This is a genomic window from Archangium violaceum (genome assembly GCF_016859125.1).
GTDB classification, from domain to species: domain Bacteria; phylum Myxococcota; class Myxococcia; order Myxococcales; family Myxococcaceae; genus Archangium; species Archangium violaceum_A.
This window is the reverse complement of record NZ_CP069338.1, coordinates 7,150,281-7,177,100: the sequence shown is the minus strand read 5'-3', so window position 1 is coordinate 7,177,100 and position 26,820 is coordinate 7,150,281. Positions and strand designations below refer to the sequence as shown.

Genomic DNA, 26,820 nt, shown 5'->3' with positions numbered 1-26,820 from the left:
CCGAGCATGGAGCTCCCGCACGGGTTGCGCGGGCAACCAGACCCGGACGCAGAGCCTGCGCTCCCTGGCCTCGCGGGCCCCTCGCGAAGGGCGTGGCGCCCCCTTTGCAATGAAAGCTCCCGACCCGACGGCCTCCAGACGCGTGGGCACAGTGGCCAGACGCGCGGAGAGGCCCCGACAAGGAGCACGACCATGCGCGCCACCCCGACGACCGACCTCTCGCTCACCTCCTTCTTCTACGAGGAAGAGAACGAGGCGCTCCCGGCGCCCGCCCTGAGCACGGTGGACGAGGTGATGGCCCGAGAGGTGATTTCCGTCCGCCCGGACACCAGCCTGCAGACGGCCGCCGAGTTGATGCTGGAGCTCGTCATCAGCGGCATGCCCGTGGTGGACGAGAAGGGACAGTTGCTGGGGATGCTGTCCAAGACGGACCTGGTGCGCCACCGGCTCGATGAGGACGGCGAGGCCCGCGTGACGCTGCCTTCCGGCCAGCATGTCCTCGAGGGCACCACCGTGGAGGACGTGATGACCCGGCAGGTGCTCACCGTGCCCGAGGGCGCCTCGCTCGCCGAGGCCGCGAAGATCATGGTCAACGCGGGGGTCCACCGGGTGCCCGTGGTGAACGCGACGGGCGCCCTGGTGGGGCTGGTGACCACGTCGGACATCGTGCGGTGGGTGGCGGGACTGCCGTAGCCGCCACCCCCGCCCGGGCCGGGGCTACTGCACGTCCTGCAGGCTCCGGCCCTGGATCCACCCGTCGTGGTACACCACGCCCTCCTGGGCGATGGAGCTGTTCCGGTACAGGCCCACCTTCAGGTAGTTGGTCTGCCCCGAGTACAGGGTGGCGACGTTGCGCTTGGGCAGGACGAGCTGTCCGTTGTGGTACAGCTCGATGAAGCCGACGCTCGATTTCGCCGACCACTTCACGTGGAAGATGAAGTCCTGCCACTGCCCGCGCACCAGCTTCGTGCTCCACACCACGGTGCTGCCCTGGACGCGCAGGTAGATGGTCTCGCCGTTGACGTAGAACTCCACCGGCGGAGAGCCGCTGTCACCGCTGTGGTGCCACTGGGTGAAGAGCTGCCAGGTGTTCGCGCTCGGGTAGTTCGAGGCGAACATCGTGCTCCAGCGGTAGAAGAACTCGTCGCCCTCCTTCTCGTTCGTCATCCGCACCAGCTCGTTGCGGTTGCCGCTGGAGCTGATGGGGTTGTCGCCCTGACGCACCGTGGCCTTGAGGGCGTAGCCTCCCTGCCGCGTCGGAGAGGCAATCACCTGCAGCCGGTCCGCGCTGACCATCTGCGTCTTGCTCCACTGGGTGCGGTCACCCGTCTCGAAGTCGCCGCGCCACACCACGCCGGAGCCCGTCGAGGAAGCCCCGCACACGCGGGCCTCGGTGATGCTCGCCCAGTCGTTCACGGTGTTGCCGTTGACGGTGATGCGCAGGCGGCGCGCGCTGCGCGCGGTGAAGGCATACGTCTCCGCCGCAGTCGTCGTGCCACTGCTCCTGCCGGAGTAGACCTGCGTATAGCTCATCCCGTCCGAGGAGACGGACATCGTGAAGGTGCTGGCGCGCGTGTTGCCCTGGTGCCACGCGATGGCCGCACCCGAGATGGATTTGACCGAGCCCAGATCATAGTCGATCCACGCGCCCTTGCCGGGGCCGCTCCAGCGCGTGTCGAGCTTGTCGTCCATCGTATTGGTCGCCACGCTGCCCGCACCATCATCACCCGAGGCCAACACCGAGAGCGCGGAGAGGGGGACGCAGTTCTGCACTGTCAGCGAGTCGGAGGCGACTCCCAATGTCTCGGACGGCTCGTTGGAAACCATGTCATCGGGGTTTCCACAGCCAGCACCAGCGAGGACGATCAGCGCTTCGGCCAACAGCAGGGTCTTCTTCAAGTTACGGCTCTCCGGGAAATGAAAGACAGACAGGAAGTGGAACGGTTCTTTTCGAGACGCGGCTCTCCCGTTGCGCCAATCCGGGCCAGGCCCAGATCGGCGAGAGAGTCTTCACCGCGTGTAAGACATTGACTCCTTACCCAGACGTCCGCGAGACACGGGCGTGATGGATGGGTCGAGAGCATCCACCAACTTTGTTTTCCAATCAACACAACGCGTCGACGCTCGCGCGGAGAGCAAGGTGACGAGCGTCGACGGTCGGAGGCCCACCGGAGCGCGTCAGGCCCTCCGGTGGGCGGAACGGCTCAGGGCTGGAACGTGCCCGTGAACGCCGAGGCGTAGTGATAGCTCGGCCCGTTCACGAACGGCAGATCCGGGTTCGCGCCCGGCATGGAGTACGCGTACAGCAGGATCATGTAGGTCCTCCCGGAGACGAGGAAGCCGGGCGGGGGGCGGAACTGGGTCTGCGTCGTGTAGAAGAAGCCCACCTGTCTCCGGGACGTGCCACCGGTGGACGTGGCGGCCAGCTCGTAGAGCCGCACCAGGTAACGGGTCGGGGTGCCCAGAGCCGGCCCCGTCCAGCTCACCAGCGGAGTCGGCCCCACGCCCGAGAGGTTCCCCGTCGCGCTCGCGCCGTTGATGCGCAGGTCGCGGGGTGGGCCCACCTGGGGCACGAGCGTCTGCGTCACCCCATCCATCATCTGAACCTGCGAGTAGGCCGCCGCCTGGTAATAGGCCGTACGGGTCGTGCTTCCATCGGCCCGGGTGAGCGAGAAGGGAACGAGCGCGCTCGCCTGGGCGGTGACGATCCGCTGCCAGTGGCTCGGGTACGGGTTGCCGTACTGCAGGACCACGCGGAAGTCGCCCTGCCCGGGCTCGTAGTTGGTGGCGAGGGCGAGATCCGGGTAGCCATCGTACTGGCCGTACTCCGAGAAGCGCGGCAGGGTCCCAACGTTCACGAGCTCGTCATTCAGCGTCGCGCTGGGATGAGAGGCGAGCGCCAGGGTCTCGAACTGCGACGCGCGGAAATCGAAGGCCTGCCTCGTGGTCGGCAGGGGCCACAGCGTGCCCTTCAACAGGATCGTCCCCGGCCCGGAGGACCCCGCGTCGACACTCCCGCCATCGAACGAGCCGCCATCGAACGAACCACCGTCCGGTCCACCGTCGGTCGAGCCCACGTCGTGGATCTGGGTGCCCAGGCGGGCCTCGTTGATCGCCAGCCCCGAGGAGAGCCCCGCGTCCATGTCGAAGCGGAGCACGTTCTGGGTGACGTAGACGAAATCCCCCTTGGCCGGCTCGATCCGGGCGGGCGCGGCCCCGCAGTTCCCGAGGGACGCTCCGTAGTCGATGTCGTCCATGTAGACCGTGGTGCCCTCCAGGGGCTCCAGGTTCGGCGAGGAGCAGGCCCTCGTGAAGTAGCCGATGCCCGCGCCCGTCGAGTGGAGCTGCAGGTCATCCGAGACCTGCCAGGGGGAGAGCCCATGGAGCTGGATGGCGAGCCGGGTCCCCGCGGACTCCTCCACCACGTCGGGGCGGCCCAGTGTGGCGGCGCTGAGATCGACGTTCCGGCTGTGGGTCCACAGGTAGGTGGCACCGAACTGGAGGAAGTACGGAGTCCGCTCCACGCCGGGAATGAGGAAGGTGCCGTTGGCCTGGCCGGAGCCGGAGCGGTAGACGTAGCTCGAACCATCCAGGGTGGGCACCCACGCGCCGATGACCGTCGTGGACAGGTCGGCCGGAAGCACGATGACCGAGCCATCGGCCTGGACGAAGTGGGTATTGCGTACGCCGCTCACCGCGAACGACCCGCACTTCGCGCTCTCGGTCGGGGCGATGTTGAAGGTGTACCCCACCGAGGCCCCATCCGCGTCCGTGACGGTGCCGGTGATCGCCACGGGCAGGTCGAAGCACACCGGCGCCACCCACTCCACCTCGCTCGAGCCGGCGGTCCACCGGGGCGGCCGGAGCGTCCCGGAGGTCGTGCTCCAGGAGAAGACCACGGGCTTGCCCTCGGGATCGTGCGCGGCGAGGCCCAGCGTCACGGCCTCACCCCCGTTGGCCTCGATGGCGCTCTGCCAGAAGCTGTCGATCCGGGGAGCCACGTTGACACGCGGCGTGGTCCCCACCTGGAGGACGAGGGTGCCCACGCCCTGGCCCCCGCGCCCGTCCGAGGCCGTCACCCGAAAGGCACAACGGCCGGAAGCCGGCACCGCGTTCAAGGTGAAGGACGGGGAGCTCGCCGCCGGGTTGGAGAAGGTGCCCACGCACTCGGTGCTCCAGGAGTAGGACAGGGCATCGCCCTCGGCGTCCACGGCCGTGACGGAGAGCGCCGTCGTCCCGCCTTCCGCCAGGACGGACGGCGTCCCCTGCATGGTGCTGATCCGCGGCCAGGAGTTGAAACCGATCGACACATCGGCGTTCCCGGTGGCCCCATCGAGCTGCACGCTGATGTCGAAGTTGACGGAGACGCTCGTGCCCTTCGCGTCCGTCACGTCCAGTTGGAGCCGCTGCACGCCCTCGGTGGGGGGCGCCGTCCAGGTGGTCGTCGCGGAGGAGGCGGAGCTGAAGAAGCCCGCCGCCGCCGTCCAGGCGTAGCTCAGCGCGTCTCCGTTGGGATCATGCGCGGTGACCCTCAGGCTGACGGAACCGCCCGGGTGCACCGTGGTGGCGGACACCACGACGGAGTCGATCCGCGGTGGCTCGTTCTCGTAGGGAGGCGGGCGCGACACCTGCTGCAGCGTCAGGAGGACGCTCACCGTGGCCCCCGCGCCCACCGAGGTGGGGCTCGAGCTTCCCCGGTAGAGGACCGCCCCGGCCGCGTCGTACGCGAAGGCCTCGAAGACGCGCTCCGTGCCCGAGGGGATGCCGCCGAGGGTTCCCTGCCACGCGCTCCCCGACGGGACCAGCTCGGTCGAGAGGGGCGACGAGATGCCAGGGCCCCGGACCTCGACACGGACCCCCTTCACGTCCGCGCTCGAGAGCTCCTGTGACAGCGTGACCTGGACCTGCGCGCTCCCGCCCTGGTCAACACCCTCCTGCTTTCCACATCCCGTGGCGACGGATACGACCAGCAATACGGCCGCCCACATGGTGGCGGCACGTCTGCTCCCATTCCATGACGACATGAAGCTCTCCCTCCCTTGGACAGACAAACCCTCTGGGGTTTGCCTGTATCAGAGGTTTCACGGGGAGAGCCAGCAAGCGGGGGACTTCAGGACAACCGCCAACTGCTTGCATGTACGCGCCAACAGGAGGTTCGACGCATCACGCCACGGCACGCAACGGGGCCAGCTGATCCTCCGCCATCTGAAGGCAGTCACCCAGGAAGCGGATGTAGGTGGTCAGGGCCCGGGAGCCGATCTCCGCGTAGATGCGCGCGTGGTCGGGCGAGCGGGAGATGGCCTCCTCCAGCATCTTCTCGTTGAGCAGGTTATGGCCCACGTCCACGGCCGCGTGCTCGTTCAGGAAGGTGAGCTTGTCGTACACCTCCTTGCCGAGGACCGCCTCCACCTGCTGCATCACCCGAGGCACGTAGTACACCGCCAGGTAGCCGATCTCCCGCTCGATGGCGATCTGCCCCACCGGGTTCAGCCCCTCGATGGTCTCCTCATGCAGCTGGCGGTACTCCTTCATGGACTCGGTGGGCTTCTGCGTGAGCAGCTCCTCGACGTTCAGCGTGGGCGTGTGCCGCGTGTTCCAGTGCGCCACCAGGGAGCGGGCGTCGTCGATCGTCATCAGGTGGTGGCCCGTTTCACTCTTCGCATGGATGGTGAGCGACTGGCCGAGCTTCTCCATACCCAGCTCGATGCAACGCTGGCCCGTGCGGCGGATCCACCCGTCCACCGGCTCGGTCATGTACGCCCCGCGAGCCATCCACTCGATGAGGAAGCGCTCCAGCACCACGGGCTTGATGGAGGGATCCAGGAGCCGGCGCAGGGAGGAATCGGAATCGAGACGGCTGCGCGCCAGCAGGGTGTGAGGCTCATACAGCTTCTTCAGCAGCTCCATGGTGTTACTCCTTTGCGGCTCGTGATGAAGGTGAACGTCCAAGGGATTGCTCCTGGATGTGCTCCAGGAAGTCGGGAATGTGCGAGGCGGGGATGATCCACAGACAGGGCTGTGCCGAGGGGTCGTCGTGCAGACGGGCCGCGTGCGCGTAGGCGCCGTCGTCCTCGCACAGGTAGACGAAGGCACTGCGCCCCCGGCTCGTGAACCAGCGGCGAGCCTCGTCCAGCAGCGCCACGTAGGCCTCACGCCCCCGCGGAGAGAGCGGGAACAGGCGCGCGGAGTCGAGCAGGCGGAAGAGGTTCGTCCCGGGGTGTCCCAGCTCGAGCACCAGCGCGGCCAGGGGGAGGCCCTGCCGGCGTGCCACGAGGATCCGCCGCTCACGCTCCAGCCCCGCGCCCTGCCAGAGCTGGGACACGCCCCCCATCTCAAGGCGGTCACGGGTGAAGTCCTGTGCCTCGACGTAGCAGGCCGGGCGGGTGCGGGCGATCTCCCTGGCCAACAGGTCCTTCTCCCCCATCGACGCGGGCCCGATGTCCAGGTCCCCCACGGGCAGGCCGCTCGGCTCGTTGCACTCCACGTCCATCATCCGCAGATCCATCACCAGCGACTGCCCGCTCGACTGCATCCGCTGGGCGAAGCGCAGGTGCGTCCGGTGAATCCACGGCACGGTCGACTCGACGTAGGCCATCATCCACCGGAACTCCGAGTCCCCCTGCGAGTGCTCCAGCGTGCGCAGGTAGGTGTCGCGGAGGATCTGCCCCGGTACCGCGGGCGCGTTGGCCGACTTCCCGGGCCTGCGCCCCAGCTGATGGACCAGCCAGGAGTGACGATAGGCCTTGAGCGAGGAGAGCGACGCCTCCACGCCCCGCTCCGAGGGCCACACCGTCTGGCAGAAGAGCTGGGGCAGCTTCCCCGCGCGCAGGCCAAGGTCGATGAAGTCCCGGCGGATCTCCGCGAAGTGCTCGGCCGTCTTGCCCGCCAGGTTGAAGTAACCCGAGGCGGCGTACAAATCCCACAGCGGCTCGAGCAGCGTCTCGCTGGTGCGCGTGGAGGGGCAGAGCGACTGGGAGACGAAGCGCATCCACGGGACCTCGTCCCGCTCCGTGCTCGGCCTCACCTCCAGACCACACACCCTGCGCCCCTCCCGCGAGGCGAACGACACGTACCGCACCTCTCCGCTCAGGGAGATGCGCTCGCCGTCAGCCGTCTCCAGCTCGAGCGGCAGGAAGAGCCCCGGGAAGACCAGGTCCTCTGCATCGACCAGAAGGCCCAATCCGGAGAAGGAGAAGTCGACGACCTCTCGCTCGCGCCGCCCCAACTCCTTCCACAGCGGATGCTCGAAGCAGGCCCGCAGCCCCGCGGGCGCCGGCAACCGGCGGTGCCACCGGTGGCGCACCCGCCGCAAGCGCTCGGGCAGCGGCGTCACCAGCCACTCGCCTCGAGCAACGGGGGATTCCAGGCGCATCCGGTAGGCCGAGTTGTAACCCACCAGCTCGAGCTCGTAGGGCGACTCGCCCCACCCGGAGTCCGGCTCGGCGCAGCGCCAGTACAGCAGGCCCTGCTCCGCGTCCACGCGCTCCAGCGAGACCCGCACCAGCTGTCCCGGCCGGCGCAGCACCCCCTTGTTCGCCATGGCGGAGATCGCCGTGAGGATGGACTGGATGCGCTCGCCGCTGGAGATCTCCTCCTGCACCGGCAGGGGCGAGGCCACGGGCGCGGCGCTGCCCTGGCGCAGCGCGTCCTCCAGCAGGGAGAGGATCTGCCCGCCCTGCTCCCGGGAGATGTCGACGAGCTGGATTGCCAGCGCGCCGCCCGTCACCCCGGCGCCACTCCACCGCGCCTCGCCCGAGAAGGGACCGAGGACCGTCCCGCCCACCTCCAGACCGATGCGCAGCGTCCGCTCGCGCGACAACAGGTCCGGCTCGCACTCGGTCTGGGCCCATACCTCGGTGGGGCTCAACAACGTCGCGCGGCCCAGCACCCGCCCCAGCTCTGGCAGCACCACCTGGATGCCACTCCGACCCTGGAGCGAGTACCCCGAGTATGGACCCGTGACCGATGAAGCCGGGGCTCCCAGCGGACGCGCCATCGGCTTCTTCGTGATCGAATGCATGGATTTCCCCTTCGAGATCCCCAATCCCTTGCATTCAGTAGGAAACACACTCGCTGGATCCACGTCAAGACCCCCGCTGAAAGTGATTGACTTCCGCCGCGTGAATTCCCAGCCCTCCGCTCTCGCACGGCAAACTCCGCAGGACCGCACGTCGAGAGGAATCCCGAAAAACCTTTCACGAAACCAGGAGCCCGAGCCGCCCCTCCGCCAATGTTTTCAAGTCATTGCGGCCACGTCACGCGAACGCGTGCGAGGATTTGAAGTCTCACAGGGCTTCCCACGCTCTTTGAAGCTGGCGGGAAATACGGGACTACCAGCAGATGCGGAGAAGGAAACTGCTGGCGTCCTCGTCCGTCGGGATGGACTCGAATTTCAGCTCATCCGGTCCCCGCCCCAGGGCCGCGGCGGTGCTGGCCACCACCATGCCCGTGTTCCAGGAGATGCCAATCAGGTCCTGCTTGAAGATGAGCTCACCGGAGCAGGGGCTCAGCCGGCGGTAGGAGACGTCACCGAAGTTCACCGCCAGCGAGACCGCGCTCGGGATACCCTCCAGGGTGCGGTGCAGTCCGGACGCGGAGGCCACCAGGGCCCTCATCCGGCCCACGGAGCTCCGGATATAGGCGAGCCCCGCATCCCGCCCGCACTTGTAGAGGGCCTCACCGTAGGTGCCCCCACGAACCACCGCCGTCTGCCCGATGATGTCGAGCATCCCCAGCATCCACGACACCGGATAGCGGTAGCTCTCCACCAGCCGCTCACCATCGGCGATCTGCCGCCGCGCGAGCTCGCCGATGTCCGCGCCGAGCGCATCCGCCGACACGAGCACCGACCCCAGGAACATGCCGGGGACCCGGTGCTCCTGCTTGCACCTGGCCAACCGTGCGAGCAGCTGTGGGCGCTCCTCCATGCCCACATTTTGCCACGGATATTCAAATCTTCTCATACTGATTTAGTCGGGGGTGTGCTCCCGCCGACTCCCCGTCCAAGGGGGCCTCAAACCCCGGCCAGCAGGGGCGAGCGGACACCAGCCGAGACAATCCAGAGCTGATGGGAAGTCCGGGTAATGGCGATGTGCAAACGACGACGCGCCTCGTCATGGGCCGGGTAGGCCCGGGCCGTCGCGTCGGGGATGACGACGTAGTCGAACTCCAGGCCCTTGACGTTGTCCACGTCCGTCACGTCGACACCCGGCTCGAAGGAGAAGTCGCCTTCCAGCACGAGGCGGGCCCAGGACATGTCCGCGACGACGCGGTGGAAGGCCCGCGCCTGGTCGGGACTGCTGGCGATGACCGCGACGGAGGCGTGGGGCTCGCGCTCCAGGAGATCCCTCAGCGCCTCGCCGATGAAGAGGTGCGCCTGGGCCTCGTCCGGGAAGTGGTGCAACCCCACCGGCGCTCCCTCCCGGCCCGCCTGGGGGGCCGCGGTGGTGGCCTGCGAGCCCAACACCTTGCGCGCCAGCTCCGTCACCGGCCTCGGGCAACGGTAGGACACCTGGAGCCGGCAGGTGGCCGCGTCGCGGACGCCGAGCTCCGTGAGCACCGCCGGCCACCCCGCGAAGCTCGTCGAGGTCTGCTGCATCTCGTCTCCAGCGAGCGTGCAGCTCCTCGCCTCGCCGAGCAGCTTGCCCACCACGAACAGCTCGAAGAGGGAGAAATCCTCCACCTCGTCCAGCACGACGTGCACCAGCCGCCCCACGGCGCCCAGGCTCCCACTCTGGGCGCGCAGGAACAGCAGCAGCGGGAGATCCTCCAGGTCCAACGTGCCGGCCAGCTCGTCGGGCGTGTCGCTCTCCAGGGACTTTCCATCGAGCGTCTGGAGGCGGTCCGGATCCACCCCCTCGAGCTCGCGAGAGAGGGGCGTGGCGATCTGCAGCATCGAGTGCCGCACCGTCTCGTCGACGGCCGTGAGCGGGAGATCTCCATTCGAATAGGAGACGACGCCCTCCAGGAAACGCCGCTCCGTGAAGACCTCGGCGAGCCGCTTGCGCAGGCCCGGCAGGGTGGTGGCGGACGACTTGAGCACGCCCAGCCGGGCCGCGAGCGCGCGGCGCAGCGCCGGGTGACGCTTGAGTTTCGCCACCAGTGGAGGCGTGTCCTCCCACAGTTTGATGGCCTTGGCGCCGAACGAGACGCGCGCGGCCGTGGCCGCCCAGTCATCCAACGTCTCGACGGACACCTTCCCCAGGCCGAGCGGCGCGAGCAACCGCCGCGAGAGCCGCGCCAGGCCCTCCTCCGGCACGATGACCTTCATCCGCGACTCGGGGTACTCCGCGTGCTCGTCGAAGGCGATCTTCGCGAGCCGGTGCAGGGCGACCGTCGTCTTCCCGCTGCCCGCGCTCCCCAGGACGAGCAGCGGCTGGTCCGCCGCCACGCTCACGGCCTCGAACTGTTCGGCGTCGAGCAGTGCCGTCACATCGAGCGCCCCCTCGCGCCGGGAAGTGCCCTCCCCTATTCCGAGCTGGCCCGGACGTACCGCCGTCCCCGCTCCACCGCCCTCGAGCTGGGAGGCGGGCCCCGCGCCCATCATCCGCCAGGCACCCTCGGGGGTACGCACGAGCACGAGCGTGCCGGACTGGATGCGGGTCAGCCGCCCGCGCTCGATGACCACCAGCCGCCGCACCTCGACGGTGCCCTCGGACAGCCGCTCGCCGAACCACTCCTCGTAGGCGTCTCCCTCTCCATATCGATAGAAGACCCGGGCCACCGGAGCGAAGCGCCAGTCGATGATGCGCACGTCGGCGGACGCGTCCGCGAAGCTCGTCCGGCCCAGCAGGTAGTCCCGGACACCCGCGGGTCCATCCACGCGCAGGTGCGCGAAGTACGGCGCGTTGATCTCCGGCAATTGGGCCGTCTGCTGACGCTCCAGGAGGGCGCGCGCCTGGTTCATCTGATGGAGCAGGTGCGGGAGGTCCGCCACGGGGGCGGTCGCCGCCTCGTCACGCAGTACCTGCAACTGGGCCACCAGGCCCTGCGACTCCTGCTTGCGACTGCCGCTCCGCTGCCTCGCGGCCTCCACGGAGGCCATCACACGGCCCAGGAGCTCCTCCTCCTCCGCGATGATGAACCGCGCGTGCGCGGGGAGTTCTCCGACAGTGTTGCTCATGATGTGTTCTGCCCGTTTTCTCGGAAAACGATCCAATCCAACGTTGCTGGTGCAAGGAAGGGAGCAACCCCCCTCCTCAACGGAACCCATACCTCATGCGGATTGGAACAACCCGGAATGCATCGTTGATGTCGGTGTGGACCCTCGCCCTGCTCGTGGCCCTCGGAATGGCCACCCCGGCGGCCGCCGCGGACCCCCTGGCCGTTCGCGTCTTCACCGACAAGGGAACCTACGACCGGAACGAGCAGGCCCTGCTCACGCTCGAGGTGAAGAACACCTCCTCGCTGTACGTGAGCGTCTCCTTCGGCAGTGGCCAGCAGTACGACTTCGTGGCGCGCGATGCCAGCGGCGCCACGCTGTGGACCTGGTCGAATGGCAAGACCTTCAGCCCCTACGGCTCCAGCAAGATGCTGGCCCCGGGCGAGACCTGGAGCGTCCAGGAGACCTGGAGCTTCGTCGACGACGCGGGGAGCTCGCTGCTCGATGGCACCTTCTCCATCACGGGAACCTACCTGGGCAACTACCTGGGACGCAGCGGCACCAAGTCGGGCACGCAGGACGTCGTCCTGCAGACCTCGGATCCCCTCGTGGCGACGTTCTCCACCGACAAGACCTCGTACTCGAGGTTCTCGTCCGCCCCCCTGTACCTGACGGTCACCAACGTGGCCGCCTACCCGGTGACGATCGGCTTCCAGAACGGGCAGCTGTACGAGTTCAGCGCCAGGAACTCCAGCGGGCAGGAGGTGTGGACCTGGTCCACCGGGAAGACCTTCGATCCGGCGGCCTCGGAGCTCGTGCTCGCCCCCGGTGAGTCCCTGACGTTCAACGAGTCGTGGTCGTTCAACGACAATAGCGGGGGTAGCGTCGCGGACGGGTACTACACCGTGAGCGGGACCTTCCTGGGCCAGGCCTACGGCGCGGTCGAGCCCAAGGGCGGAGAGAGTCAGATCCGCGTGTACACGCTGTTCTGAGTGAGACGTCGATGACGGAGCGCCCTTCCGTATGGGTTTCATCGGGAGGGCGTCTCCTCGGATTCAGCGGATGAGGCCACCCAGGAGCCCGCCCAGGCCTCCGCCTCCCCCCTGGGAACCACCGCTGTCCGGAGTGTTGCCGCCCCCACCCCCCAGGTTGGCGAGCATCGGCATCACCGTGAGGATGCCGCCCACCAGCTGTGGGTCGAGCCGGGACTTGAGGAAGTTGAGCAGCAGCGGCGCCACCAACGAGGCCTTGCTCGCGTCGAGGTTGAAGCGCTGGAGCAGCGCCACGATGCCCGCCACCTCGCTCGCCTGGCCCATGGCACCGCCGAGCGCGCCCATCAGCCCGCCGCCCCCGGACTGGCCCTGCCCCTGCCCTCCGAGGAGCCCCCCCAGCCCGCCGAGCGCGCCCATCAGCCCGCCACCGGACCCGGACTGCTGGGCCTGCGCGGTCTGCGCCTCCGCCTGCTGCTGCCACCCCTGCATCTCGGGGATGGACTGCCCCATCTGGTCCGCCGCCTGCGGCCCCATCTTCTCCTTCACGGTGCCCTGCACCAGCTTCAGCAACGAGCCGGCGAGGCCCTGCGCCTGATTGGAGTCCACGCCGAGCTGCTGCGAGAGCTGTCCGATGAAGTCCATTGCGTATCTCCTCCCATCCTCGGAAGCGGGGGTTGTACCGGACCTCCCGCCATGTCCCACCGGAAAAGCTCACACTGGAGGGTGGGCGCGTCCGTTGCAGGACGGAAGATCGAGTGCCCGGGAGGAGTAGTATCCAGCGCCGGGAGCTCATCATTCATGAAGACGGCGCTTCACCTCGGGTTGCTGCTCGCCCTCCTTCCACTCCGCGTCCAGGCCCAGACTGGCAAGTACACCCCCAACGGAAGCTGTGACGGCCTGCCTCGAATCGATGTCTCGACACCTCGCGGCGTCTGCGTCGGCGTGGTCGCGGATGGGTTCCGGTTCCCCCGGACGGTGACCCCGCTCGCGGATGGCAGCCTCGCCGTGGTCGACATGGGCGGCTGGGTTCCCCGGAAGGGCTCGCTCTGGCGCCTGACGCCCGACGCCTCCGGGAAGACGTATGTGAAACGCAAGCTGCTCGAGGGACTCGACCGTCCCCATGGCGCGGCCGTCGGCCCCGATGGGTTGCTCTACATCGGGGAGCTCTCCCGGGTGATCCGCTTCGACCCCGGTGCGGCCAACCCCTCCTCCACCGTGGAGACCGTCATCCCGGCGCTCCCCACGGATGGCCGCCATCCGCTGACGGCGCTCGTCTTCGACGAGCGGGGCTACCTGTATGTCAATCGCGGCTCCGCCTCGGACAACTGCGAGCCCATGAAGGGCCATCGCGGCACCGACGGCCGCACCTGCCCCGAGGCGGAAGGGCACTCCGCTCGCGGTGTCATCCGGCGCTATGCCCTGACGGGACCGGGGCGCACCGCCACCACGTGGATGAACCACGCCGTGGGCCTGCGCAACTCCATGGCCATGGCCATCCACCCCGAGTCGGGCCTGTTCGTGCAGGGCGAGAACTCCCGCGACTCCATCAACAGGAGGGACAGGCGTCTGGATGATCGCACCACGCCCCACGAGGAGCTCAACATCATCGTCCCGTACCAGGATTACGGCTGGCCCTATTGCTACGACGACAACGAGGCCAGTCCCGAGTTCAAGGGCTTCGACTGCTCACGCATGCGCAAGCCCGCCCTGCTGTTGCCCGCCCACGTCGCGCCGCTGGGCATGACGTACTACGCCGGCGGCATGTTCCCCGACTGGTACAAGGGCAAGCTGCTCGTCACGTACCACGGGTATCGTGACTTCGGTCAGAAGCTCGTCGCCATCCCCACCGATGCCGCCGGCAGACCCACGGGCGAGCCCTTCGAAATCATCAACGGCTGGTACAAGAAGGGCACCCAACCCATGGGCGCTCCCGTGGGAGTGAGCGTGGGCCGCGACGGCTCCATCTTCCTCGCCGAGGACAAGAACGGCACCGTGCTGCGTCTGTTCTTCGATCCCAGGAAGGGCGACGGCATCCCCACCCCCGGCCTGTCCGTCAAGCCCAGCGCCGAGCCCAACCAGGATGCGCGCTGCCGCGAGCTCGCCACGCGCGATGACTCGTTCTCCCGCATCCAACGCGACATCATCGACCCGCTCTGCACCAGCTGCCACGGCGCCGCCGGAGGCAACGCTGGCAACCTCCGCCTCGCACGCTGTGATGACATCGGCAATGCCCAACGGCTGCTGGCGCCCCGCCCCGGCCACGCCCCCTTCGTCGTCCCCCGCAGCCTCGGCAGCGAGCTCTACCTGCGCCTCGAGGGCACGACGCCCGGGCTCCCCCCCATGCCCGCCGGAGGTTTGAACCCCGAGCTGCTGGCGGAGGTCGCGGAGTGGATCAACGAGGGCGCTCCCATCCCCCGCCAATCCCTGACAACGGCCTCTCCGGAGTAAGCCACTCCACAACAACCACTTTTCACGACTTGTAGTGATTTCCGGAATGCAACAGCAGCCTGCCCCCCTGTGCTGAATCCCCGGCGAGCCCTCATGGAGAATTGAAGTATGGGCGAGCGAGCCTGGCCTGGGGGAGGACCATGCAGCGACAGCAGGGTCTGTGCCACACGGAGACAGGGAAGGAGAGCCGCCGGAGGACCTCCGGGACGTGGCTGAAGACCCTGGGCCTGATGCTCGTGCTGCTCGCCAGCGAGGCCTCGCGAGCCGAGGGACTCCCGCCCACCCTGCGCGCCTCGTTGCTGGTGCGCATCCTCGCCTACGACCGGCGGATGGGCACCCGGCCTCCGCCCCTGACCGTCGCCGTCCTCCATCGCGAGGGCAACCCGGGCTCGGAGCAGTTCGGCCAGGAGTTCACCCGCGCGCTGGAGGTGGCCTCCCGCGGGAGGAGCGTCTCGGGCCAGACCGTGCGGGTCATCCGTGTCGGCTTCCGTGAGCCCTCGCAATTGAGGGAGGAGCTCTCCCGGGCCCGCGTGGTGGCGCTCTACGTCTGCGAGGGGCTCGAGGCCCACACGGGCAGCATCGCCGGGGTGACGCGGCAGCTGTCCATCCTCTCCTTCGCCGGCAGCAGGGCCGAGCTCGACCAGGGCCTGGCCATCGGGCTCAGCCGACAGGGGGATTCGCCCACCATCCTCATCCGCCTCTCGGCGGCCCGCGCGGAGGGCGCGGACCTCGATGCCGGATTGCTCAGCCTGTCCCAGATCGTCGACCCCGCGAGGAGCACCCCATGACGCTCGAGCTTCGTCATCTCTCGCTGAGGGCCCGGCTGGTCATCCTCGTGGTCCTGCTCTTCGCGGCCTTCTCCCTCTTCTTCCTCCTCTTCTTCCCCGCGCGCATGAATGACCTGGCGCGGCGCGGGATGCTCGAGCGGACGCTGGGGATCGCCCGGCTGCTGGCCAACGCCACCGAGCCGGCGCTCGACTTCGGCGACGAGGCCAACGGGCAGCGGCACCTGGAGACACTCGCCTCCAGCCCCGAGGCGATCTTCGGACTGCTGCTGCGCGAGGACGGCACGCCGCTGGCCGCCTGGCACCCGGAGCGCGCGCCGAAACGACTCCTGGACGATCCCCAGGAGGCCTTCATCCGCGGGCAGGAGGTGTTCGCGCGGGTCCACATCCAGACGCGCGGGGGCCAGCGGGGCACGTTGCTCCTGGGCTTCAGTCTCGCCCGGCTGCAGCAGGAGAACCGGCACACGCAGCAGCTCGCCGCGGGCATCTCCGCGCTCATCCTCGCCAGTGGCGTGCTGGCCGCCTTCGCGGTGGGCACGGTGCTGGTGCGGCCGCTCAAGCGCGTCACCGACGTGGCCCTGCGCATCTCCGAGGGCGAGCACGACGCCCGGGGCGAGCTCGACCTCACCCGGCGCGACGAGATGGGCACCCTGGCCTCGGCGTTCTCGCGCATGCTGGACCGGCTCTACGAGCAACGCGCCCTCATCGAGTCCCAGATGAGCGAGCTGCGCAGCGCCCAGGATCAGCTCATCGTCGCCGACCGGCGCACCTCCATGGGGACGCTCGCCGCGGGCGTGGCGCACGAGATCAACAACCCGCTCGCCTACGTCACCGCCAACATCCACTACGTGCTCCAGGAGATACCGCGGCTGCGCCACCTCCCCGAGGAGGACTGGGAAGAGGCGTACAGCGCCCTCACCGAGGCCCGCGAGGGCTGCGCGCGCGTGCAGCACATCGTCCAGAGCCTCAAGTCGTTCTCGGCCGGAGATGACGGCAAGCGCGAGCCCACGGCGCTCACCCACACCCTCGAGAGCGCCATCAACATGGCCAGCAACGAGATCCGCCACCGGGCCCGGCTGGTCCGCGACTACCAGCCCGTTCCACCCGTCGAGGCCAACGAGGTGCGGCTCGCCCAGGTGTTCCTCAACCTGCTCATCAACGCCGCGCATGCCATCGAGCCGGGGGCCTCGGAGCGGAACGAGATCCGTATCTCCACCCGCACGGGCGAGGACGGGAGGGCGCGGGTGTCCATCACCGACACCGGCAGCGGGATGACGCCCGAGGTCCGCGCCCGCCTCTTCACCCCCTTCTTCACCACCAAGCCGGTGGGGGTGGGAACCGGGCTCGGGTTGTCCGTCTGCCAGGGCATCGTCACCCGCCTGGGTGGGCAGATCGAGCTCCAGAGTGAGCCCGGGCACGGGAGCACCTTCACCGTGGTGCTCCCCGCCAGCCCCGCCCCGGTGGGAAGCAGGCCCGGCGAGGAGGCGCCGCCCCCGAAGACGAGGCGGGCGCGCATCCTGGTGGTGGATGACGAGCCCCTGGTGGGGACCGCGCTCCGCAGGGCCCTGGACTGCGACCACGAGGTGCGGGTGACGACGCGCGCGCGCGAGGCGCTGTCCCAGCTACGCCAGGGCCCGCCCTTCGACGTCATCCTGTGCGACCTGATGATGCCGGAGATGACGGGCGTGGAGTTCTACGCGGAGCTCCAGCGGACGGCCCCCGAGCTGGCGGAGATGGTGCTCTTCATCACCGGCGGCGCCTTCACCGAGGTGACACGCGCCTTCCTCGAGCAGCACCAGGCGCGAGCGCTGGAGAAGCCCCTCGACATGCGCGCCCTGCGCGAGCGGCTCCGCGTCCTGCTCGAGTCCCACGCCTCCTCTTCCACCTCCACCTTCATGGGTTGAGCTCCACCATGCCCCGCCTGATTCCCTCCCCCTGTTGCCACGGAGTGCTCCTGGCCGTGGCGCTGTCTTCCGGTCCCGCGCTCGCGTACGACGAGCCCTCCCACGAGGAGGAGGAGTCCGAACCGGAATGGACCCAGTCCCTCTCCCTGGAGGAGTTGCTGCGGGTGGAGCTCTCCGCCCCCTCCAAGCGTCGCCAGCAGGCCCGGGAGGCGCCCGGCGTGGCCACGGTGGTGACGCGCGAGCAGATGCGCCGGTTCGGCTGGACGACGATCGACGACATCCTCTTCAGCCAGCCCGGCTTCTTCCCCGCGCAGGACTTCGAGCGAGCCACGGTGGGCGCTCGCGGACTCTGGGAGGGGTGGAACAACAACCACCTGCTGCTCCTGATGGATGGCGTTCCCATCAACGACAACGAGCTGGCCACCGCGTTCACCTGGGACATCACCCCGCTCTTCCTGGTGAAGAACGTGGAGATCATCCGCGGCCCCGCGTCCGCCCTGTATGGCTCCAGCGCCATCAACGGCGTCATCGCCCTCAACACGCTCTCCTCGACCCACACCCTGGGCGAGGGCGAGCGGCTGGAGATCAACAGCGAGGCCCGGCTGCGCGCCGGCAACCATGGCACCACGGCCGTGGACGCCGTGGCGGTCACCCGCTCCCGGCACGTCTCCGCGGTGCTCGGCTTCCAGCACCAGCGAACGGACGGGTTCTCCTACCTGTCCTATGACGGCTCGAGACGGACCGACGCCACGGGCGCGCTCCAGCGCTTCCGCGTGAACAACCGCCGCGACAGCGACTACCTCTTCGTCAAGCTGGAGCCCCTGAACACCCTGCGGGGACTGTCCGCGCAGTACCACCTCCAGGATTGGAGCTATGGCACCGGCCACGGCTGGCTCTACTGGGTGCCCGACATCGACGGCGCCATGCGGGACCGGCGGCACATCGCCGTGCTGAGCTACCGCTCGGAGCCGGGCAGCCGGCTGGAACAGGAGTACGTACTCAAGTACCAGCGGCACCAGTACGAGAACGAGGTGCGCTACTACCCGAGCGGCGCCGACAACGGGAAGCGCTACTACCCCGCCGGAATGACCGAGGCGATCAGGACCGCCCTGGACGAGCTCTTCGGGCGCGTCCAGCTCTCGGGCTCCCTGGGCGAGCGCATCACCCTGCTCGGCGGCGTGGAGTACGCGGCCACCTTGTATGGAGGGGACGACATGCACTACGCCACCACGGACCTCGGCGACGAGGAGCCGGACGCCCCCGCCACGCAGTCGCCCGTGCAGCTCGGCCCCATCTACGAGCCCCTCTTGAATGAGCCCATGAGCAACATGGGCGCCTACTTCCAGCTCGCCTGGAGCAGGTTGCTGGAGCTCCCCCTCTCGCTGACGGTGGGGCTGCGCTACGACCTGAAGTTCTTCCACTACCGCGAACCCGGGCAGCCCGAGGGGCCCCGCCACTTCAAGTCCTATGATCAGCTCAGCCCCCGGCTCGCGCTGGTGTACGCGCCGAGCCCCGCGCTCGGTTTCAAGTTCCAGGCCGGCCGGGCCTTCCGCGCCCCCTCGGCCGGCGAGCTCCTCGGCTCCAACACCTGGATGTTGGACTCCAACACCGAGACGATCCGCCCCGAGCAGGTCACCACCTTCGAGCTCAACGCGGACTGGAGCATCAACTCCCATCTGAGCTGGCGCAGCACCCTCTTCCACTCGCGCTACGAGAACCTCATCGGCTACGTCCAGGGGAGCCGGCTGGACAACTTCCTCTCCCAGACGAACCTGGGCCTGGAGTCCGAGCTCCTGGCGGAAGTGGACCTGGGAGCGCATGGCCGCCTGTCGGCCTTCGGCAACTACTCCTACGTGCATCTGCTCGATGGGGCGGATTCGAAAGGCGTGCCGGTGGACAACGAAGGGCACCTCACCTGGGCGCCCGCCCACCAGGCCAAGGCCGGTGTGAGCTACCAGCGGGAGCGATTCAGCCTCGCGCTCCAGGGGCGCTACCAGGGCGACGTGTTCCGCCGCGAGGAGGACATGACGGAGCCCCTGTTCCGCACCCTGCGGCCGGCGGTGGTGCCCGCCTGGTTCCGGCTCGATGCCAACGCCCGCTACCAGCTCACCCCGTGGGCCGGCGTCGCGCTCGAGGTGTCCAACCTTCTGGACGCGGAGAGCTACCTCGTGAAGATCCTCGACTTCCCCTTCGACTACCGCATGGAGGACCGGCGCGTCTTCGTGAGCCTGGAAGTCAACCTCTGAGGAACCAGCGTGTATCCTCGCGAGAATCCTCGAACCGGGGTCCCGCCCCAGGTGGTGACATGAGAACGCTGTTCGCCTCGCTCTTCACGCTCGCGCTCATCGCCCTGGCCTCCGGGTGCAGGCGCCCCTCCGGCGCCCATGGAGAGGACGCGGGCACCCCGAGCCTCCCCGTGAAGGGCCCCCAGGGCACCGTGACGGTGAAGGGCTCGGACACCATGGTCATCCTCGGCCAGCGCTGGGCCGAGCAGTACATGAAGGAGCACCCGGGAGCGAAGATCCAGGTGACGGGTGGCGGCTCGGGCACGGGCATCGCGTCGCTCATCAACGGCACCACGGACATCGCCATGTCCAGCCGTCCCATCAAGGACACCGAGAAGCAGCAGGTGCGGCAGCGCCACCCCGAGGGCCCCGTGGAGATCACCGTGGCCAAGGACGGCGTCACCTTCTACGTCCACGAGACCAACCCGGTGGAGGCCCTCTCCATCCCGCAGCTCGAGAGCATCTACCTGGGCGACATCACCAACTGGAAGGACGTGGGCGGCAAGGACGCGCCCATCATCGTCTACTCGCGGGAGAACTCCTCGGGCACCTACGCCTTCGTGAAGGACGAGGTGCTCGGCGGCGAGGACTTCACCGTGCGCGCCCTGACGCTGCCCGGCACCGCGGCCGTGGTGCATTCGATCTCCCAGGAGAAGAACGGCATCGGCTACGGCGGCGCCGCCTTCGCCAAGGGCATCAAGGAATTGAAGGTGAGCAGGGACGCCCAGGGCGAAGCCATCGCCCCCACCGAGCAGAACATCCAGAACGGCACCTATCCCCTGTCGCGCGGGCTCTACTTCTACCTGCCCGGGAAGGCCTCCGGCGTCGCGAAATCCTTCATCGACTACGCCCTGTCGCCCGAGGGACAGCAAATCGTCACCCAGACGGGCTACTTCCCGGTGAAGTAGTGCGCGCGACCCGCTGGCACCCGCGACCCGGGATTTCGTAGGCTGGGCGCATGATTCAGGGCTCGGGCCGCTGCCACTACCACCCGGAGCGCACCGGGCTGGGCATCTGCGTGGAGTGCCGCCGCGTCATCTGCCGCGAGTGCACCACGCAGTTCGAGGGCATCAACCGGTGCGCCAGTTGCCTCGAGAAGCGGCGGAAGGCGCTGGAGGGTCCGGCCGAGCGCCGGGAATGGAGCGTGAGCAACGTGTTGCTGGCCCTGATCGGCGCGGCCCTGGTGTACGGCGGAGTCCTGCTGCTCGCCCAGATGGCGACGGGGCTCTGAGATGGCCGTCTCCGCGCTCGAACTGCGCCCCCGGGGGGCGGTGGCGATCCTGGACGCGGGCCTGCGCGTGTGCGTGCGCAGCTCCGGCGTGTGGGCGCTCACCCTGCCCGGCGGAGCGCTCGTCACCGCGGCCCTGCTCCACCTGACGGACGCGGTGGGCCAGCACCGCCCGCTCGCCCTGCCCGCGCTGTGGTTCACCCTGGCCTGGCTGGCTCGCGGCCTCTTCCAGGGTGCCGCCTGCCACCATGTGCAGGAGCTGGTGCTCGGGAGAGGTTCCGGAGAGCCCACCGCGTGGGCCTCGCTGCGCGCCGCGCTGGCCCGTACGCCGAGCCTCCTGTTCGCCGTGGCGTACCTGTTCACCTTCAACCTGGTGACGCTCGGCGCCTCGCTGGGCTTCGCCTACTTCTTCCTCTCCGCGCACCAGGTGGGCTACGCCGTCGCCCTTCAGGGCCGGGGCAGCCTCCTGGGCCTGTACGGGCAGTGCGCGCGGATGCTCGGCCCGGCACGCGGGAGCGCCACCGCCGTGCGCGTCCTGTTGTGGGTGCAGCTGCTGGTCTTCTTCAACCTGCACATCGCGGCCAACACCCTGCTCTACGTGGGCCGCAAGCTGCTCGGCATCGACCTGACCTTCGCCGAGCGCTTCGCCTCGCTGGACAACACCTCCTGGGTCGTCTTCCTGGTGGCCGTCACCTTCACCCTGCTCGAGCCCCTTCGCGCCGCCACGTCCACGCTGCTGCTGGTGGATGGACGGGTGCGCCAGGAGGGCCTGGATCTGCTCGCGGCGGTGCAGCAGCTCCCCACCCGGAGCGCGGCGCTCGTCCTGTTCGCCTTCCTGGGGACCTGCCTCCTGGGCACACCGGTCCATGCCCAACAGTCCGAGGCGCCCGCGTCCCGAGCGGCCCTGGAGCAGAGGGTGGGGACGTTGGCCGGGCAGTGCGAGCTGGAAGAGCCCACGGTGGCGGAGTGGCGGCGGACCGTCACCTCGCTGAGCCAGACCGAGGCCGTGAAGTTCCAGCGGCTCGTGCGCGACGTGGAGCAGGAGGTGTACGAGAACGAGGACTGCGAGGCCCTGGAGCGGCTCGAGCAGGGCGTCGCGCTGGCGGCCCGGACGGCGGAGCTGGAGAAGCAACAGGCGGATGCCCGTGCGGCCCAGGCGCATGCCCGCGACATCCTCGCGCGGCCCGAGTTCCAGGTGCCCGAGCCCGAGGCCCCCAAGGAGAAGCCGGAGGAGGACGTGGAGCCCCCGGGAGCCTGGCGGCGGTTCATCGAGTGGTTGGCGGAATGGCTCGAGAAGCTCTTCCGGCGTGACGAGACCGCGCCCGCCAGGCCGACGAGCTTCACGGGCGTCAGCGGCCAGCAGGTGGTCAACGTCCTCGTGGTGGTCCTCATCGCCGGAGTGCTGGTGGTGCTCACCCTGCTGCTGCTGCGCGCGCTCCGCGGGGAGAAGAAGGCCGAGGGCACGCAGCTCGAGGTGAGCACGCTGGACGCGAAGACGCTCGCAGACGAGTCGATGAACGCCCTCTCCCGCCCTCCCGAGGGCTGGGCCCACCTCGCCGACGAGCTGGCCGCCCGGGGCGAGTACCGCGAGGCGGTGCGCGGCCTGTACCTCGCCCTGCTCTCGCGCCTGCACCGCGAGGGCGTCATCCACTATGACACCACGCTGAGCAACTGGGACTACCTGCGCCAGTTCCGCAGCCGCCGCGAGTGGCTGCCCTCCTTCCGCGAGCTGACGCTGCGCTTCGACTTCGCCTGGTACGGCAACGTGCCGGTGGGCGCGGAGGGCTACCGCGACTTCCGTGCGCTGTGTGCGCCCATGCTGTCCACGCCCGCCACACAGGAGGCCGCCGGTGCGTGATCGTTTCCCGCTGCTCGTGGTGGGAGGCCTGCTCGTCACCGCGGTGATGGGCTCGTGGCTCGTGCGCGGCGCGGCACGAGGCGGCTTCGCCGATACGCTCTCCACCTGGCGTGCCCAGCCGGATGGGGCTCGCGGCCTCTACCTGCTGGCCGAGGAGAGTGGCCTGCCCGTCACCCGCCGGACGGCGGACCTGCAAATCCTCCAGGACACGGGGACGCTGGTGCTGCTCGCGGTGGAGGTGGAGGGCGCCCAGGAGGAGGATCCGGATCAGACGGCGCTCGCCGCGGAGAAGGACTCGAAGCTGGAGGACGAGGACGTGCCCCGCCACGGCTTCAACCGGCTGCATGTCCCCGAGCTGAGCGACACCGAGACGGAGAAGCTGCTCGAGCACGTCCGGGAGGGACACAACCTCCTCTATGTCCCCTGGGGCTCGAGGGAGAATCCGCTGCTGGACAAGCTCGGGGTGAAGCTCTTCAAGGCGGACACCTCGCTGCCCATGCGCACGCTCGTGCCGCCGCTCTCCAGCCCGTACACGCTGGGCGTGGAGCGCGTGGAGGCGAAGGTGCAGGCCTACCTGGAGCTGCCCGCGGACGCGGTGCCGGTCCTGAAGGACGAGCCGCTGGGCATGACGGTGGCCGCGGTGGTGCCGTACGGCGCGGGCGAGGTGCTGGTGGTGGGCGCGCCGGAGCTGGCGATGAACGAGGCGCTCGGGCGCGCGGACAACGCACGATTCTGGCTGAGCGCCTTGAGCGCGCTGGGCCCGGGCCCCTTCGAGTTCGATGAGCACCACCACGGCTTCACCAACGAGCGCTCGGTGGTGGACTTCGCTCGGCGCTATGGCCTGCACTTCGCGGTGGCGCAGTTGATGCTGGGGTTGTGCCTGTGGGCGGTGGCCCTCAAGCGCTTCGGCCGGCCGCGCCCGCCTCCCGAGTCCACGCGCGTGGGGGCCACGGACGCCCTCTTCGCCATGAGCCGCCTGTACCGCGAGGGCCGCCACTACGGCTTCGCCGCCAACCTCATCACCCGCGGTCTCACCCAGGAGCTCGCCCTGCATGTGGGCCTGCCCGCCCATGCCCCCGCCCAGCAGGTCGCCGAGGGCCTGGCCGCGCGCGGACGGGAGGACCTGGCCAACGGCTTGCGCGCCATCGTCCGCAACGCGGAGGCCGTATCCGCGGAGAAAGACCTGCAACAGCTGGCCACACGCACCGCGACACTGCGCCAGCGCATCCATCCTTCCGGGCCGCCCCCGAGCGCGCCCCTTGCTTCGACACCCGAGGAGCCATGACTTCGTCCACCTTCGCCTCCACCCCGACCTCCGCCAGCCCCGCCGTGGCCGCCGCCCATGCCATCCGGGAGGGCGTGCTCGCCGAGGTGCGCAAGGCCGTCGTCGGCCAGGACGAGCCGCTCGAGTTGATGCTCGTCGGCCTCATCGCCGGAGGCCACGTGCTGCTGGAGGGCGTGCCCGGCGTGGCCAAGACGCTGATGGCCAAGGCGCTCGCGCGCGGCATCAGCGCGGACTTCAAGCGCATCCAGTTCACCCCGGACCTGATGCCCGCGGACATCCTGGGCACCAGCATCTTCGATTTGAAGAGCCAGTCCTTCGTGCTGGTGCGCGGCCCCATCTTCACGGACCTGCTGCTGGCGGATGAAATCAACCGCGCCCCCGCCAAGACGCAGTCCGCGCTGCTGGAGGCCATGCAGGAGCGCGGCGTGTCGCTGGAGGGCCGGCACATGCCCCTGTCGCCGCTCTTCACGGTGTTCGCCACGCAGAACCCGGTGGAGTCCGAGGGCACCTATCCACTGCCCGAGGCGCAGCTGGACCGCTTCCTTCTGAAGATCGACGTGGGCTACCCGGCGCCCGAGGAGGAGGACGCCATCCTCGCGTCGGTGCACCAGGGCTTCGACGCGGGCGACCTGGCGCGGGCGGGCGTGGGGGCGGCGGTGACGAAGGAGGGGCTGCTGGCCGCGCGGGCGGCGCTCAACGAGCTGACGGTGGAGCCTCCGGTGCTCTCGTACATCCGCAAGCTGGTGGCGGCCACGCGCACCTCCAGCCGCATCCGCCTGGGGGCGGGACCTCGCGCGGGCGTGCACCTGCTGCTGGCCGCGAAGGCGCTGGCGGCGTTGCGCGGCCGGGGCTTCGTCACTCCGGATGACGTGCGCTTCCTCGCGGGGCCGGTCCTGAGACACCGCCTGCTGCTGTCGCCGGACGCGGAGCTGGATGGGGCCACGCCCTCGGACGTGCTGCGCGAGGTGGTGCAGTCCGTCGAGGTCCCCCGGTGATTCCCACCGGGCGCCTGTGGGTGCTGCTGTGCCTGCTGGCCGTGCCGATGATGGCGGCGGGATTCTTCCCGGGCCTCGGCGGCGTGGTGCTGGTGCTGGACGCGCTCGCCCTGGGGCTGGCGGCGGTGGACTTCCTGCTGGCCCGCCGGGTGCGCCTGGAGGTGAGCCGGAAGCTGCCGAGCCGGCTGTCCGTGGGCGTGCCCAACAAGGTGGAGTTGCTGCTGGTGCACCGGGGCGGCCAGGCGGTGGACGTGCGCGTGCGTGACGACGTGCCCGAGTCCTTCATCGCCACGCCCGAGGAGGCTCCGCTGCACCTGTCCGCGGACAGCCAGACGCGTTGGGTGTACCGGGTGTCGCCCGCGAAGCGCGGCAAGTTCGGCTTCGGGGACGTGAACGTGCGGGTGCGCGGGCCCCTCGGGCTCGTCTTCCACGAGCGGCGCTTCCCCGCGGCCCAGAACGTGTCGGTGTTCCCGGACCTGCGGGGCGCGAGCCGCCTGCTGCTGTCCGGCGCGGCGTTGGACCTGGTGAACCTGGGCCTGCGGCAGCTGCGCCGGGACGGCCGGGGCAGCGAGTTCGCCCGGTTGAGGGATTACGCACAGGGAGACTCGGTGCGCGAGGTGGACTGGAAGGCCACCGCGCGGCGCACCCGGCCGGTGACGCGGGTGATGGAGTCCGAGCGCTCGCAGTCCATGCTCATCTGCGTGGACGCGGGGCGCTCGATGGCGGCGCAGGTGGACGGGCTCACCAAGCTGGACCACGCCGTCAACGCGGCGCTCTTCCTGGCCTTCGTGGCGGTGCGCAACGGCGACCGGGTGGGGCTGGCGGTGTTCGCGGACGGGGTGAAGGCGTACCTGCCTCCAGCGGCGGGACGCATGCAGTACCGGAAGATATTGGACACGCTCTACTCCACCACGCCGAGCCTCACGTACGTGGACTACCTGGCGCTCTTCAAGGAGCTGAACGTGCGCCTCACGCGACGCAGCCTGCTGTGCGTGTTCACCGACTTCCTCGACGAGGAGCAGGCCTCCACGATGGTGGCGCCCCTGCACCGGCTGGCGCGGAGGCACGTCCCGCTGTGCCTGTCCGTACGGGACACGGCGCTGGCGAACCTGCTGCGCACTCCTCCCGAGGGCGCCGAGCAGGCCTTCCAGCAGGCCGTGGCCAGTGAACTGCTCACGGACCGCGAGGCCCTCAAGGCCAAGGTGAGCGCTGGTGGCGTGCAGATGCTCGACGTGCAGCCGGATGAGCTGAGCCTCGCCGCGGTGAACCGTTACCTCGACATCAAGGCGCGCGGCGTGCTGTAGGCGCCGCATTGACCGACCATCGCGGGGGGGACGCTCATTCCTCGTAGAGCACGTGCACGGGCTCGCCCTTGATCAAGGAATCGAGCTCTTGCCGGCTGGAAACAACCAGGAACGAGTACGTCGCCTCGACACCATCCTCCAGGGTTTCGACCGTGGAGGGACCGGGCTTCTCCGGACTGGCCGCACAGGAGATGAGCTTTCTCACCCCACCAAAAACGAGACGAGCGGGCCGACCACTGACGGTCAAGCTCTCGTCCTCCACACAGTCGATGCGTCCACGCTTCTCTGCTCTTGCAGATGCTTCGTCATCGGTACCAGCATGGATGAGATAGACATTCTCCATCACAGAGAACTCCTCCTGCGGCCCTTCCCTGAGTTCGTAATAGAGCACCACATGTGCGGCGTACCAGGGCATCGTTTTCTCACTTCCATTACGCCTTGCGCTTCTGCTTGTTACGACAACGAAGGAACTTCTGGGCCAGTTGGATCTTCTCGCGCTCTTCTCCTGCCGCTCCGTCATACTGCTCTTGAAGCCACTCACAGGGGTCCGGCCGCTTCCTGGCTTCGCGAACGTACTCGTTCTCCTTGTTCTGCACGCCTCCTTTGGAGCAGAGAACCGTCTGGCTCTTGCAGAA

General features: G+C 69.0%; 21 protein-coding genes. 12 read left to right on the top strand and 9 right to left on the bottom strand.

What is annotated here, in order from left to right; all coding sequences use genetic code 11:
• Window positions 1–192: 192 nt before the first annotated feature.
• Window positions 193–693: a CBS domain-containing protein gene (locus tag JQX13_RS30780; RefSeq protein WP_203403048.1), complete on the top strand. Its 501-nt coding sequence runs from the start codon at window positions 193–195 to the stop codon at window positions 691–693.
• 24 nt (window positions 694–717) lie between these two features.
• Here the strand turns inward: JQX13_RS30780 and JQX13_RS30775 are convergent, their stop codons facing one another.
• The 6 genes from JQX13_RS30775 to JQX13_RS30750 all read right to left on the bottom strand — a co-directional run bounded on the left by JQX13_RS30775 (window position 718) and on the right by JQX13_RS30750 (window position 11,122).
• Window positions 718–1,899: a heparin lyase I family protein gene (locus JQX13_RS30775; RefSeq protein ID WP_203403047.1), complete on the bottom strand. Its 1,182-nt coding sequence runs from the start codon at window positions 1,897–1,899 to the stop codon at window positions 718–720.
• Between the two features lie 305 nt (window positions 1,900–2,204).
• Complete coding sequence (locus tag JQX13_RS30770; protein WP_203403046.1) at window positions 2,205–5,024, bottom strand: Ig-like domain-containing protein; 2,820 nt, start codon at window positions 5,022–5,024, stop codon at window positions 2,205–2,207.
• 139 nt (window positions 5,025–5,163) lie between these two features.
• Entirely contained in the window at window positions 5,164–5,907 is a 744-nt protein-coding gene (locus tag JQX13_RS30765; protein ID WP_203403045.1) for a hypothetical protein, read from the bottom strand.
• 4 nt (window positions 5,908–5,911) lie between these two features.
• Window positions 5,912–8,020: a hypothetical protein gene (locus tag JQX13_RS30760; protein WP_203403044.1), complete on the bottom strand. Its 2,109-nt coding sequence runs from the start codon at window positions 8,018–8,020 to the stop codon at window positions 5,912–5,914.
• A 310-nt stretch (window positions 8,021–8,330) separates the two neighbouring features.
• Window positions 8,331–8,927, bottom strand: a complete 597-nt coding sequence (locus JQX13_RS30755) for a TIGR02265 family protein (RefSeq protein ID WP_203403043.1) — start codon at window positions 8,925–8,927, stop codon at window positions 8,331–8,333.
• Window positions 8,928–9,013: 86 nt separating this feature from the next.
• Window positions 9,014–11,122 (bottom strand): ATP-binding domain-containing protein, encoded by a 2,109-nt coding sequence (locus JQX13_RS30750; protein WP_203403042.1) that lies wholly within the window; start codon window positions 11,120–11,122, stop codon window positions 9,014–9,016.
• Window positions 11,123–11,250: 128 nt separating this feature from the next.
• On the opposite strand from JQX13_RS30750, the gene JQX13_RS30745 reads away from it, so the two are divergent.
• Window positions 11,251–12,093: a BsuPI-related putative proteinase inhibitor gene (locus tag JQX13_RS30745; protein ID WP_203403041.1), complete on the top strand. Its 843-nt coding sequence runs from the start codon at window positions 11,251–11,253 to the stop codon at window positions 12,091–12,093.
• 63 nt (window positions 12,094–12,156) lie between these two features.
• Here JQX13_RS30745 and JQX13_RS30740 read toward each other — a convergent pair whose 3' ends face one another.
• Window positions 12,157–12,735, bottom strand: a complete 579-nt coding sequence (locus tag JQX13_RS30740; RefSeq protein WP_203403040.1) for a hypothetical protein — start codon at window positions 12,733–12,735, stop codon at window positions 12,157–12,159.
• Between the two features lie 156 nt (window positions 12,736–12,891).
• Here JQX13_RS30740 and JQX13_RS30735 point away from each other — a divergent pair, with 156 nt between their 5' ends.
• From JQX13_RS30735 to JQX13_RS30690, 10 genes are all read left to right on the top strand, one after another.
• The gene (locus JQX13_RS30735) at window positions 12,892–14,541 is read left to right on the top strand and encodes a PQQ-dependent sugar dehydrogenase (RefSeq protein ID WP_203403039.1); all 1,650 of its coding nucleotides are present in this window, start codon (window positions 12,892–12,894) and stop codon (window positions 14,539–14,541) included.
• Window positions 14,542–14,681: 140 nt separating this feature from the next.
• Window positions 14,682–15,329 (top strand): YfiR family protein, encoded by a 648-nt coding sequence (locus tag JQX13_RS30730; protein WP_203403038.1) that lies wholly within the window; start codon window positions 14,682–14,684, stop codon window positions 15,327–15,329.
• Window positions 15,326–17,230 (top strand): ATP-binding protein, encoded by a 1,905-nt coding sequence (locus JQX13_RS30725; protein ID WP_203403037.1) that lies wholly within the window; start codon window positions 15,326–15,328, stop codon window positions 17,228–17,230. The genes JQX13_RS30730 and JQX13_RS30725 overlap by 4 nt, the downstream gene beginning before the upstream one ends.
• 56 nt (window positions 17,231–17,286) lie before the next feature.
• Entirely contained in the window at window positions 17,287–19,476 is a 2,190-nt protein-coding gene (locus tag JQX13_RS30720; RefSeq protein WP_203403036.1) for a TonB-dependent receptor plug domain-containing protein, read from the top strand.
• Between the two features lie 59 nt (window positions 19,477–19,535).
• Window positions 19,536–20,423: a phosphate ABC transporter substrate-binding protein gene (locus tag JQX13_RS30715; RefSeq protein WP_203403035.1), complete on the top strand. Its 888-nt coding sequence runs from the start codon at window positions 19,536–19,538 to the stop codon at window positions 20,421–20,423.
• Between the two features lie 50 nt (window positions 20,424–20,473).
• Window positions 20,474–20,746, top strand: coding sequence for a hypothetical protein (locus JQX13_RS30710; RefSeq protein WP_203403034.1), 273 nt, complete (start codon window positions 20,474–20,476; stop codon window positions 20,744–20,746).
• A 1-nt stretch (window position 20,747) separates the two neighbouring features.
• A complete protein-coding gene (locus tag JQX13_RS30705) occupies window positions 20,748–22,601 on the top strand; it encodes a DUF4129 domain-containing protein (protein WP_203403033.1) in 1,854 nt (617 codons plus the stop codon).
• Window positions 22,594–23,886, top strand: a complete 1,293-nt coding sequence (locus tag JQX13_RS30700; protein ID WP_203403032.1) for a DUF4350 domain-containing protein — start codon at window positions 22,594–22,596, stop codon at window positions 23,884–23,886. Before JQX13_RS30705 ends, JQX13_RS30700 begins: the two co-directional genes overlap by 8 nt.
• A complete protein-coding gene (locus tag JQX13_RS30695) occupies window positions 23,883–24,881 on the top strand; it encodes an AAA family ATPase (protein ID WP_203403031.1) in 999 nt (332 codons plus the stop codon). Before JQX13_RS30700 ends, JQX13_RS30695 begins: the two co-directional genes overlap by 4 nt.
• Window positions 24,878–26,185, top strand: a complete 1,308-nt coding sequence (locus JQX13_RS30690) for a DUF58 domain-containing protein (RefSeq protein WP_203403030.1) — start codon at window positions 24,878–24,880, stop codon at window positions 26,183–26,185. Before JQX13_RS30695 ends, JQX13_RS30690 begins: the two co-directional genes overlap by 4 nt.
• 34 nt (window positions 26,186–26,219) lie before the next feature.
• On the opposite strand, the gene JQX13_RS30685 is transcribed toward JQX13_RS30690, so the two are convergent.
• Window positions 26,220–26,600, bottom strand: coding sequence for a DUF4288 domain-containing protein (locus JQX13_RS30685; protein WP_203403029.1), 381 nt, complete (start codon window positions 26,598–26,600; stop codon window positions 26,220–26,222).
• Between the two features lie 16 nt (window positions 26,601–26,616).
• The gene (locus tag JQX13_RS30680) at window positions 26,617–26,781 is read right to left on the bottom strand and encodes a hypothetical protein (protein WP_203403028.1); all 165 of its coding nucleotides are present in this window, start codon (window positions 26,779–26,781) and stop codon (window positions 26,617–26,619) included.
• Window positions 26,782–26,820 lie beyond the last annotated feature (39 nt).